10 protein-coding genes and 1 pseudogene are annotated in these 11037 nt (G+C 70.6%); 8 read left to right on the top strand and 3 right to left on the bottom strand.

Annotated features, from left to right (window positions below; all coding sequences use genetic code 11):
• From JWQ05_RS07970 to JWQ05_RS07955, 4 genes and pseudogenes are all read left to right on the top strand, one after another.
• Positions 1–533 (top strand): annotated as a pseudogene (locus JWQ05_RS07970) (sulfoxide reductase heme-binding subunit YedZ); the annotation flags it as partial.
• 94 nt (positions 534–627) lie between these two features.
• Complete coding sequence (locus JWQ05_RS07965) at positions 628–954, top strand: hypothetical protein (protein WP_299657207.1); 327 nt, start codon at positions 628–630, stop codon at positions 952–954.
• Positions 955–999: 45 nt separating this feature from the next.
• Entirely contained in the window at positions 1000–1554 is a 555-nt protein-coding gene (locus JWQ05_RS07960) for a Uma2 family endonuclease (protein WP_299657204.1), read from the top strand.
• Between the two features lie 84 nt (positions 1555–1638).
• Positions 1639–2652 carry an adenosine kinase gene (locus tag JWQ05_RS07955; protein ID WP_299657201.1) on the top strand — a complete coding sequence of 338 codons (1014 nt, stop codon included), beginning with the start codon at positions 1639–1641 and terminating at the stop codon, positions 2650–2652.
• Between the two features lie 18 nt (positions 2653–2670).
• On the opposite strand, the gene JWQ05_RS07950 is transcribed toward JWQ05_RS07955, so the two are convergent.
• From JWQ05_RS07950 to ubiG, 3 genes are all read right to left on the bottom strand, one after another.
• Positions 2671–3645 (bottom strand): NADPH:quinone oxidoreductase family protein, encoded by a 975-nt coding sequence (locus tag JWQ05_RS07950; protein WP_299657198.1) that lies wholly within the window; start codon positions 3643–3645, stop codon positions 2671–2673.
• Between the two features lie 69 nt (positions 3646–3714).
• Positions 3715–4275: a YbhB/YbcL family Raf kinase inhibitor-like protein gene (locus JWQ05_RS07945; protein WP_299657195.1), complete on the bottom strand. Its 561-nt coding sequence runs from the start codon at positions 4273–4275 to the stop codon at positions 3715–3717.
• A gap of 50 nt (positions 4276–4325) precedes the next feature.
• Complete coding sequence (gene ubiG, locus JWQ05_RS07940) at positions 4326–5072, bottom strand: bifunctional 2-polyprenyl-6-hydroxyphenol methylase/3-demethylubiquinol 3-O-methyltransferase UbiG (RefSeq protein ID WP_299657192.1); 747 nt, start codon at positions 5070–5072, stop codon at positions 4326–4328.
• A 204-nt stretch (positions 5073–5276) separates the two neighbouring features.
• On the opposite strand from ubiG, the gene JWQ05_RS07935 reads away from it, so the two are divergent.
• The 4 genes from JWQ05_RS07935 to prmC all read left to right on the top strand — a co-directional run bounded on the left by JWQ05_RS07935 (position 5277) and on the right by prmC (position 10936).
• A complete protein-coding gene (locus JWQ05_RS07935; protein WP_299657189.1) occupies positions 5277–6512 on the top strand; it encodes an aspartate kinase in 1236 nt (411 codons plus the stop codon).
• A gap of 82 nt (positions 6513–6594) precedes the next feature.
• Complete coding sequence (gene ptsP / locus JWQ05_RS07930) at positions 6595–8859, top strand: phosphoenolpyruvate--protein phosphotransferase (RefSeq protein WP_299657186.1); 2265 nt, start codon at positions 6595–6597, stop codon at positions 8857–8859.
• Positions 8860–8958: 99 nt separating this feature from the next.
• Positions 8959–10044, top strand: a complete 1086-nt coding sequence (gene prfA, locus JWQ05_RS07925) for a peptide chain release factor 1 (RefSeq protein WP_299657183.1) — start codon at positions 8959–8961, stop codon at positions 10042–10044.
• A gap of 25 nt (positions 10045–10069) precedes the next feature.
• The gene (gene prmC / locus JWQ05_RS07920) at positions 10070–10936 is read left to right on the top strand and encodes a peptide chain release factor N(5)-glutamine methyltransferase (protein ID WP_299657180.1); all 867 of its coding nucleotides are present in this window, start codon (positions 10070–10072) and stop codon (positions 10934–10936) included.
• Positions 10937–11037: the final 101 nt, after the last annotated feature.

Here is an 11037-nt window from a genome sequence, read left to right as displayed (position 1 = left end):
CCATCGGCTTCGTGGCGCTGCTCGGGCTCGTCGTGCTCGGCGTCACCTCCACGGACGGGATGATCCGCCGCCTCGGCAAGGCGTGGCCCCGCCTGCACAAGCTCGTCTACGCCATCACGGTGCTGGGGCTGATCCACTATTATCTTCAGGCGAAGATCGACGTCTCCGATCCGGTGTTCTGGACCGGCGCCTTCCTGCTGCTGATGGGCCACCGGGCGATGCAGCGCCTCCACTGGCCGACGAACCCGCTCACCCTCGCGGGACTCGCGGTCGCCGCCGCCCTCGTCACGGCTTTCCTCGAAGCGGCCTGGTACGGGGTCGCCAGCGGTGTGCCCGCAAGCCTCGTCCTATCCGCCAACCTCGACATTCCGGATACGATCCGCCCAGCTTGGTGGGTGCTGGCGCTCGGCCTCTGCGTGCCCGTGCTGAACGCGGTCCGGGGCGGCCTGGACAGGACGGGCAAGGGCAAGCCCGTCAAGGCCGCACCGGTCGCGCGGCCCGTCCCGGCCCGGGAACCGGTGGGCGCGCGCTGAACCGGAGCGCGACGGTCGCCACGGACCCGGCCGGCGCTTGCCCCCGACGGCCGGCGCGCGCATGACACCGGCTTTACCATGGGGAGAGTCCGGCGTGCGGAATTGGTTCTCAAGGGGCGCGCTCGCCGCCCTCGGCGCTCTGATCTCGGCCGGCGCCGCCACGGCCGCCTGCACGGCGCCGGAGCCGCCGCCGGCGACGGCGCGACCGGTCAAGCCCCCGCTCCCGGCCAAGCCCGCCTGCCTCGACGCCAAGGGCGGTTGCCCGGGCTGGGAGGCCTACAGCTACAACGACGCGATCAAGGCCTACAACGCGGAAGCCGGCGCGTTCCGGCCCCTGGCCGAGGCCTACGTCAAGGCGCTGAACGCCTACGTGAAGGCGAGCGGCGACTACGCGCAATGCGAGGTCAAGGCGCTCCAATAGGGGGCGCGCCTCGACGGCCGGCGCTCGCGTGCTACCATCGCGTGCATGAGCGTCCAGCCGAAACCCCGCCTGAGCGTCGAGGAGTTCCTTGCCTGGGCCGAGCACCAGCCGGGGCGCTTCGAATTGCTCGACGGGGAAATCTTCGCGATGTCTCCGCAACGGGTGCGGCATGCGGAGACGAAGTTCGCGGTGCAACTCGCGCTGCGCGACGGCATCCATCGGGCCGGCCTGCCCTGCCACATGCTGCCCGACGGCATCACGGTCCGGGTGGACAACGCGACCAGCTTCGAGCCGAATGCCCTCGTCCATTGCGGCGAGCAGCTCGATGCCGACGCGATCACGGCGACGGACCCGGTGATCGTGGTGGAGGTGCTGTCGCCGAGCACGGGGCGGATCGATACCGGGCAGAAGCTCGTCGGCTACTTCCGGGTCCCCAGCGTGATGCATTATCTCATCGTCGATCCCGTCAGACGGATGGTGATCCATCACCGGCGGGGTCCAGAGGCGCTGATCGAGACCCGCATCTGTGCCTCGGGCCGGATCGACCTCGATCCGCCCGGCCTGTCCCTCGATCTCGAGGCGTGCTTTCCCGAGACCTGATCGCGCGGCCCCTCGCTTGACCCCCGGCGAGGGCGGTGCCACAGCCCGGCACGGTTTTACCGCAACGCCAGACTGGACGGCCCGATGTCCGAATCCCTCGACCTGCTCGTCCTCGGCAACGCCATCGTGGACCTGATCGCCCGCACCGACGAGGATTTCCTCTCCGCGCAGGGTGTGCCGAAGGGCGCGATGCAGCTGATCGACGAGGCGCGGGCCGAGGCGCTGTTCGCCGCCATGGGCCCGGCCACCATCGTGTCGGGGGGTTCGGGCGCGAACACCGCCGTCGGGGCGGCCATGCTCGGCGCGAAGACCGGCTTCGTCGGCAAGGTCCGCGACGACGAGCTCGGCGGCCTGTTCGCGCACGACCTCAAGGCCACGGGCGTGCGCTTCCCCGTCGCCGCCGCCGCCGACGGGCCGGCCACCGCCCGCTGCTTCATCCTGGTGACGCCGGACGGCGAGCGCACCATGAACACCTATCTCGGCGCCTGCCAGGGCCTGTCCCCGGCGGATGTCGACGCCGCCACGGTGTCGGCCGCCCGCGTGGTCTACCTCGAGGGCTACCTCTGGGATCCGCCGGCCGCCAAGGACGCCTTCCGCAAGGCGGTCACCATCGCGCACGAGGCCGGCAACGCCGCGGCGCTGACCCTCTCCGACGCCTTCTGCGTCGGGCGCTACCGCGACGAGTTCCTGGGCCTGATCCGCGACGGCAGCATCGACATCCTGTTCGCCAACATCGGCGAATTGCAGAGCCTCTACGAGACCGACGATGCCGAGGCCGCGATCAAGGCCCTGCGCGACGAGAGCGCGGCGCGCGGCAAGGACCTGCTCGGCCTCGTCACGCGCTCGGCCGAGGGCGCGCTGGTGATCCAGGGCGGCGCGGTGCAATCCGTGCCGGCCTCGCCCATCCGCGAACTCGTGGACACCACGGGCGCCGGAGACCTGTTCGCGGCGGGCTTCCTCGCCGGGCACGTGCGCGGCCTCGACCCCGTCGCCAGCGCTCGCCTCGGGGCCCTGGCGGCGGCCGAGGTCATCCAGCACATCGGCGCCCGGCCGCAGCACGACCTCGTGGCGCTCGCCAAGGCGCAGGGGCTGCTCTGAACCGAGGCGCGGCGCGCCTCACATCCGCAGCAGGACCTTCCCCACCGCCTCGCGTCGCTTGAGGATGCCGAGCGCCTCGGCGTAATCCGCGAGCGGGTAGACCCCGTGGACCTTGGCGGTGAGGCGCCCTTGCGCGACCCAGGCGAGGAGCTGCGCCTGGTTTTCCGCATGGGCCTCCGGCTCGCGCTCGACGAAAACGCCCCAGTGCACGCCCTGGATGTCGATGCCCTTCAGCAGGGCGAGATTGAGCGGGATGCGGGGGATGTCGCCGGCCGCGAAGCCGATGACGAGGTAGCGCCCCTTCCAGCCGAGCGCGCGTAGGGCCGGCTCGGCGTAGTCGCCGCCGATGGGGTCGTAGATCACGTCGACGCCCTGCCCCTCGGTGAGACTGCGCAGGGCCTCGCGCAGGTTGTCGGCGGCATAGTCCACCGTCATCGTGGCGCCGTGCGCCCGGGCCATGGCGAGTTTCTCGAGCGACGACGCGCAGGCGATGACGCGCGCGCCCATGATCGCGCCGAGCTCCACCGCCGCGAGTCCGACGCCACCCGAGGCGCCCAAAACCGCCACGGTCTCGCCGGGCTGCAGCCGGGCGCGGTCGCGCAGGGCGTGCAGCGAGGTGCCGTAGGTGATGGTGAGGCCGGCGGCCTGCTCGTCGCTGACGCCATCGGGCACCCGCGTGAGATGGACGACGCCGACCGCGATCCGCTCACGGCACGTCCCGAATTTCTGGTGGACGATGACCCGGTCCCCCACCGAGAATCCCGACACGTCGGAGCCCAGGGCCTCGATCACCCCGCAGGCCTCGCCGCCGGGGGAGAACGGCAGGTCGGGCTTCACCTGGTAGCGTCCGGCGATGATCAGCGTGTCGAAGAAGTTCAGCGCCGCGAGGGTCACCCGCACCACGGCCTCGCCCGGACCCGGCACCGGATCGGGCAGATCCGCGATCTCCAGATCCTCCGGTCCCCCGAGCCGGGTACACAGCAGCGCCTTCATGCCCAAACCTCCGCCTGATCGTTCAGCGGCGCTCGCACGGGAGCGGTGCCCGAGGCAAGCGCCTCCGCATCAGGCGCGCTCGTAGGTGCCGGTGAGGCAGCCCTTGGCGAGGACGTGCCCGCGCATGGCCTCAAGCAGGGCGCCGCGCCCCGGATGCGCGTCCAGATTCAGCGCGGCGTCGAGGGCGTAGGCCTGGAACAGGTAGGCGTGTGGGCCGTGGCCGGTTGGCGGATCGGGCGGCAGCCAGCCGGTTTTCAGGAAGCTGTTCTTGCCGAGATCGAGGCGTGATTCGGATTGGCTCGCGGCGCCCTCGGCGAGCGGCGCGCCGGGGTCGAGGTTCCAGGCGATCAGGTGGACGAGGGGGTTCGGGGTCGGGCTGCCCGCGTCCTCCACGAGGAGCACCACGCGCGCGGTGCCCGGCGGCAACCCCGTCCAGGCCAGCGGCGGCGAGGCGCCGGCCCCGTCGGCGGTGAACCGGGCCGGCACCGGCGCGCCGTCGCCGAAGGCGAGGCTCGTGAGGGCGATGCCCTCGGGGATGTCGGAGAAATCGGTGCGATAGGCGGTCTTTTCGAGCCCTGCCTTCAGGCCGGACAGGGCGGCACCCACCGCGTGCGGGATCTTTTCGAGCAACGGCCGTCTCCGTGGGAACACGCCGACCAACGGCGGGCGCGGCCGATGGTTCAGGCGGGGCGGGTGGCCGAGATCATGTAGTTCACAGCCGTGTCGCGGCTCGCCCGCCAGGACCCGTCGAGGGGGTTGAAAACCACACCGGTCGTGTCCGTCACGGTGAGCCCGCCGGCGCCGACGGCGCGGCCGAGTTCGTCGGGGCGCACGAACTTGTCCCAGTCGTGCGTACCCTTCGGGAGCCAACCCAGCACGTATTCGGCGCCGACGATGGCGAGGGCGTAGGAGCGCAGCGTCCGGTTGATGGTGGCCGCGAACAGCAGGCCGCCCGGCTTCACCGCCCTGGCCGCGTGGGCCACGAAGGACGGCATATCGACCACGTGCTCCACCACTTCCATGGCGAGCACGATGTCGAAGCGCTCGCCCCCCGCCACCACGTCCTCGATGGTCCGGGCGCGGTAATCCACCGGGACGCCCTCCGCGTCGGCATGCGCCTGCGCCACCTTCACGTTGGTGGGCGCCGGATCGAGCCCGGTCACCGTCGCGCCGAGACGCGCCAGCGGCTCGGACAACACGCCGCCGCCGCAGCCGATATCCACGAGGGTCAGGCCGTCGAGGGCCAGGGGCTGGCGCGGGTCGCGTCCGAAATGCCGGCAGGCGGCATCGCGGATGTAGGTGAGGCGGACCGGGTTGAAGCGATGCAGCACCCGCATCGGCCCGGCTTCGTCCCACCACGTGGCGGCGATGGCCTCGAAGCGGGCGACCTCGTCGCGGTCGATGGAGGCGCCTGTGGGTCCGGTCATCGTCTGGAGCTTGATCTCTTCGCGGGATGGGCGCGCCCGATTGTTGACACGCCAGGGCGGCCCTTGTACCCGCCGAAGCCCTGTCCGGTACAGCAGCCAAGCGACGCGGCAGGTCACGCGGGCGGAAATCCTTCGCCCTCGGCACACCACTATTCATGGTCACGCGATACGACGCGGACGCGACAGGCTCCGTCTGGTGAGAACATGCCCCGTTTGGTGATGAAGTTCGGCGGCACGTCCGTCGCCAATGTCGAGCGCATCCGCAACGTGGCGGCGCACGTGGCACGCGAGGTCGCGGCGGGCTACGAAGTCGCCGTGGTGGTCTCGGCGATGTCAGGCAAAACCAACGAGCTGGTGGCCTGGGTCAAGGACGCGAACCCGATCTACGACGAGGCCGAGTACGATGCCGTCGTCGCCTCCGGCGAACTCGTCACCGCCGGGTTGCTCGCCATCGCGCTCCGGAAGAACGGCATCGACGCCCGTTCCTGGCAGGGCTGGCAGATCCCGATCCTGACCTCGAACGCGCATGGCTCGGCCCGCATCGAGGGCATCGACGGCGCCCGCCTCGATGCCGGCTTCCGGCGCGGCGAGGTCGCGGTCATCGCCGGCTTCCAGGGCATGCACGCGGAAACCGGCCGGGTGACGACCCTCGGGCGCGGGGGCTCCGACACCAGCGCGGTGGCGATCGCCGCCGCCATCGGCGCCGAGCGCTGCGACATCTACACGGACGTCGACGGCGTCTACACCACCGACCCGCGCGTGGTTCAGAAGGCCAGGCGCATGGAGCGCGTGACCTTCGAGGAGATGCTGGAGATGGCCTCCCTCGGGGCCAAGGTCCTGCAGGTCCGCTCCGTTGAACTCGCCATGGTCCATCGCGTGCCGACGACGGTGCGCTCCTCATTCGATCCGCCGGACAATGCCCGGCCCGGCACTCTCATCTGCGACGAGGACGACATCGTGGAACAGCAGATCATCACCGGGATCGCCTTCTCGAAGGACGAGGCGCAAATCACGCTGCGTGGCGTGAAGGACAGCCCCGGCATCGCCGCCGCCATCTTCGGGCCCCTGGCGGATGCCAACATCAATGTCGACATGATCATCCAGACCGTGTCCGGCGACCAATCGACCACGGACATGACCTTCACGGTCCCCTCGGCCGACTACGATCGCGCCCGCACGATCCTCGACGCCCAGAGCGGCGTGATCGAGTTCGCGCAGATCGAGGGCGCGACGGATGTCGTCAAGGTTTCGGCCATCGGCGTCGGCATGCGCAGCCACGCGGGCGTCGCCGCCAAGGCTTTCCGGGCGCTGGCGCAGAAGGGCATCAACATCCGCGCCATCACCACGTCGGAGATCAAGTTCTCCGTGTTGATCGATGCCGCCTACACGGAGCTTGCCGTTCGCACGCTCCACTCGCTATACGGCCTCGATCAGGCCTGAAGACCACGGGCCTGAAGACCGGACGCGCGCCGACGCCCGACGCGCCAACCGGACCCGAGGCCGAAGCCGGATCGAGGAGACCATGCCCGCTGCGCCCGGAGGCCCGCGCCTGCTTCTGCGCCGCCTCCGCGAAGCGATGGCGGAGCCGGTCAGCCCACAGGCTCGCCTCGACCGCATCGTCACGCTGATCGCCGCCAACGTGATCGCGGAGGTGTGCTCGGTCTATGTGCTCAGCGACGACAACATCCTCGAGCTGTTCGCGACCGAGGGCCTGAACCGCGAGGCGGTCCACCTGACGCGGCTGCGCGCGGACGAGGGCCTCGTCGGCCTCATCGCCAAGACCGCCGAGCCGCTGTCGCTCTCCGACGCCCAGTCGCACCCCGCCTTCTCCTACCGTCCTGAGACGGGGGAAGAGGCCTATCACGCCTTCCTCGGCGTGCCGCTGCTGCGCGCCGGCAACACGCTCGGCGTCCTCGTCGTCCAGAACAAGACCTACCGGGTCTATTCCGAGGAGGAGATCGAGGCGCTCCAGACCACCGCCATGGTGCTCTCGGAGATGATCGCATCGGGCGAGTTGCAGGCGCTTGCGCCCGGCGCCGGGTCGGCGGCGCGGCGCGCCGTAAGCCAGCGCGGGGTGGCCTTGGCCGACGGCATCGGCCTCGGCCACGTGGTGCTGCACGAGCCCCGCATCGTGGTGAAGCAGCTCATCGCGGAGAATGTCGACCGCGAGGTCGAGCGCCTGGAACTCGCCATCGGCGAGGTGCGCTCGGCCATCGACGACCTCGTGGACCGCGGCGACAGCATCGGCACCGGCGAATCCCGCGAGGTCCTGGAGACCGTGCGCATGTTCGCGCACGACAAGGGCTGGCTGCGCCGGATGCGCGAGGCCGTCATCTCGGGCCTGACCGCCGAGGCCGCCGTCGAGCGCGTCCAGTCGGACAACCGCGCCCGGATGATGCGCCAGAGCGACCCCTACCTGCGCGATCGCCTGCACGACCTCGACGACCTCGCCAACCGGCTCCTGCGCACCCTGATCGGGGCCGAGGGCAACGGTGCCCAGCGGGTGCTGCCCGAGAACGCGATCCTGGTGGCGCGCTCGATGGGGCCGGCGGCGCTCCTCGACTACGACCGCACGGCCCTGCGCGGCGTCGTGCTGGAGGAAGGCGGCCCCACCAGCCACATCGCCATCGTGGCCCGCGCGCTCGGCATCCCGGCGGTGGGCGAGATCGCCAACGCGACCGCTTTGTGCGATGCCGGCGACGCGATCATCGTCGACGGCGTCACCGGCGAGATCCAGGTCCGGCCCGGGCCGGAGATCGAGGCGGCCTATGCCGAGATGGTGCGCCTGCGCGCCCGCCGGCAGGAGCAGTACCGGGCGCTGCGCAGCGTGCCCGCCGTCACCCTCGACGGCACGGCGATCGGCCTCCAGCTGAACGCGGGACTGCTCATCGATCTCACCCACCTGCACGAGACCGGGGCGGACGGCATCGGCCTGTTTCGCACCGAATTGCAGTTCATGGTGGCCCAGCGCATGCCGTCGGCCGCCGAGCAGCAGGCGCTCTACGAGGCGGTGTTCGCGGCCACAGGCGACCTCCCGGTGACGATCCGCACCCTCGACATCGGGGGCGACAAGATCCTGCCCTACATGCCGGCGCTGGAAGAGGAGAACCCGGCGCTGGGCTGGCGCGCGATCCGCATCGGCCTCGACCGCCCCGCCCTGCTCCGGGTGCAGTTGCGCGCGCTGCTCAAGGCGGCGGGCGGGCGGGCCCTCAAGATCATGTTCCCCATGGTGGCGACGGTGGACGAGTTCACCCGGGCCAAGGCCATCGTCGAGCGCGAGAAGGCGCATCTGCGCCGGCACGGCCACGCGCTGCCGAGCGACTGCAAGCTCGGCGTCATGGTCGAGGTGCCCTCGCTGCTGTTCCAGATCGACGAGATCGCGAAGGCCGCCGACTTCCTGTCGGTGGGCTCCAACGACCTCATGCAGTTCCTGTTCGCGGTGGATCGCGAGAACCGCCGGGTGGCCGACCGCTTCGACACCCTGAGCGTTCCGGCACTGCGCGCCTTCCGCCTCATCGCGGAGCGGGCCGCGGCCCTGGGCTGCCCGGCCACCGTCTGCGGCGAGATCGGCGGGCGTCCCCTGGAAGCCATGGCGCTGATCGGCCTCGGCTTCCGTCAGCTCTCGATGTCGCCGGCCGCCATCGGCCCCGTGAAGGCGATGGTGCTCGGCCTCGATGTCGGCGCGGTGGCGGCGATGATCGAAGCCGAGATGGAGCGCGCCGGGGACGGCGCCTCCCTGCGCCCGGCGCTCGCTGCCTTCGCGAAGGCGCAGGGTGTGCCAATCTAGATCCGGCGTGCCTATCTAACCGGGTCGTGCCACGACCCCGTCGGCGGCGCGTGATGCGACCCGACGAGTTCCTGTTCTGATGAGAGTTTCCGACGGGCGATGACCCCTATTCCTGCAGACCGCCTCGACGCGATCCTGACGCGCCACGACATCGTCACCGCGACGCTGAGCGCCGGCTCGGCGGATTCCGACACGTTCGTGCAGCTCTCGCGCGAACTCTCGGAACTGGAAGGCGTGGTCGCGGCGATCCACGCCTACCGCGCCGCCGCGCAAAATTTCCGTGAGATCGAGGCCCTTATCGACGAGCCGGGCAGCGATTCCGAAATGCGGGCCCTGGCGGCGGACGAAAAGCCGGAGGCTGAGGCCGGCCTGGAGGCCGCCCACCGGGCGCTGCAGCTCATCCTGCTGCCGAAGGATTCGGCCGACGAGAAGAGCGCGATCCTCGAAATCCGCGCCGGCACGGGGGGCGACGAGGCCGCCCTGTTCGCCGGCGACCTCTTCCGCATGTACGGTCGCTACGCCGATGCCAAAGGCTGGAAGGTCGAGGTCATCTCCGAGAGCGAGGGCACCGTCGGCGGCTACCGGGAAGTCATCGCCGAGGTGAAGGGCAAGGGCGTGTTCGCGCGTCTCAAGTTCGAGAGCGGCGCCCACCGGGTCCAGCGCGTGCCCGACACCGAGGCGCAGGGGCGCATCCACACCTCCGCCGCCACCGTCGCGGTGCTGCCGGAGGCGGAGGAGGTCGACATCGTCATCAACGACGCGGACCTGAAGATCGACACCATGCGTTCGCAGGGCGCGGGCGGCCAGCACGTCAACAAGACGGAATCGGCGATCCGCATCACCCACATGCCGAGCGGCATCGTGATCTTCGTCCAGGAGGAGCGCTCGCAGCACAAGAACCGCGCCCGCGCGATGTCGCTACTGCGCTCCAAGCTCTACGACGCCGAGCGTACCGCCAAGGACGCGGTGCGGGCCGCCGACCGCAAGTCGCAGGTCGGATCGGGGGACCGCTCCGAGCGCATCCGCACCTACAATTTCCCGCAGGCCCGGGTCACCGATCATCGCATCAACCTCACGCTGTACAAGCTCGAGGAGGTGCTGGCGGGGGTGGCCCTCGACGAACTCGTCGACGCCCTGGTGACGGAGCATCAGGCGGAGCTCCTGGCCGCCGAGGGCATGGCCTGAGGCCCTTGAGGTTCGACGACGCGCCATGCCCTTCGATCCGACGCTCAGCCGGAGCGATGCCCTTAGGCGGATGACGGAAGCGCTCGCCGACGCGGGCATCGTGGGCAACGACGCGCGCTTCCTCGTGCTCGATCTCCTCGGGCTCACGACGACCGACCTGATCCTGCGCGGCGACACGCCCCTCGGAGCCGAGGGCGCGGCCGGGCTGGACGGGGCGCTCCGCAGGCGCCTCGCCGGAGAGCCGGTGGCGCGCATCGTCGGCGCCTGGGAATTCTGGGGGCTGCCCTTCGGCTTGTCGCGCGAGACCCTGGTGCCCCGCGCCGATACCGAGACCCTAGTGGACGTGGCCCTCGCCGCGCAGGCCGACCGGCACCGGCCCCTGCGCATCCTCGACCTCGGCACCGGCTCGGGCTGCATCCTCGTCGCGTTGCTGAGCGAGCTTCAGAACGCCTACGGGATCGGCGTCGACCGCTCTTACCCGGCCCTGGTGCAGGCGCGCGCCAATGCGGCCCACAACGGTATCGGCGGCAGGGCCGCCTTCGTGAACGCGGATTGGACGGCCGGCCTGTCGGGCACCTTCGACCTCGTCGTCTCGAACCCGCCCTACATCCCGAGCGAGACCATCACCGGCCTGTCCATCGAGGTCCGCGACCACGACCCCGCCGCGGCACTCGACGGCGGGGCCGACGGGCTCGACGCGTATCGCCATATCCTACGCAGTCTGACGACGGGAGCCGTCCGGCTCGCGGCCGGCGGGGCGCTGGCGTTCGAGGTCGGGTACGACCAAGCTGAAGCGGTGTGCGAGCTGGGACGGGATGCCGGCTTCGGGCGCGGCGCGATCTCCCGCGACCTCGCCGGGCACGCGCGAGTCATCCGTTTTCCGGCGCCGTGAGGGCTGCCTTCGCGGTTGAATCTGCCAACATTTGGAAAAAACCCGCATCCGCAACCGGGAGTCGTGCAGAAAAAGCTTGTTGCCGTATCCGCGAGCCGCTA

It is taken from the genome of Methylobacterium sp., from assembly GCF_028290105.1.
Taxonomy (GTDB): domain Bacteria; phylum Pseudomonadota; class Alphaproteobacteria; order Rhizobiales; family Beijerinckiaceae; genus Methylobacterium.
Note: the sequence above shows the minus strand (reverse complement) of the source record. Positions and strands in the feature narration are given on the sequence as shown.

Coding starts and splice junctions, on each gene's coding strand:
- ptsP (WP_299657186.1), top strand. CDS start 6,595: ATGCCCGCTGCGCCCGGAGGCCCGCGCCTGCTTCTGCGCCGCCTCCGC.
- JWQ05_RS07935 (WP_299657189.1), top strand. CDS start 5,277: ATGCCCCGTTTGGTGATGAAGTTCGGCGGCACGTCCGTCGCCAATGTC.
- JWQ05_RS07950 (WP_299657198.1), bottom strand. CDS start 3,645: ATGAAGGCGCTGCTGTGTACCCGGCTCGGGGGACCGGAGGATCTGGAG.
- prfA (WP_299657183.1), top strand. CDS start 8,959: ATGACCCCTATTCCTGCAGACCGCCTCGACGCGATCCTGACGCGCCAC.
- JWQ05_RS07960 (WP_299657204.1), top strand. CDS start 1,000: ATGAGCGTCCAGCCGAAACCCCGCCTGAGCGTCGAGGAGTTCCTTGCC.
- JWQ05_RS07955 (WP_299657201.1), top strand. CDS start 1,639: ATGTCCGAATCCCTCGACCTGCTCGTCCTCGGCAACGCCATCGTGGAC.
- prmC (WP_299657180.1), top strand. CDS start 10,070: ATGCCCTTCGATCCGACGCTCAGCCGGAGCGATGCCCTTAGGCGGATG.
- ubiG (WP_299657192.1), bottom strand. CDS start 5,072: ATGACCGGACCCACAGGCGCCTCCATCGACCGCGACGAGGTCGCCCGC.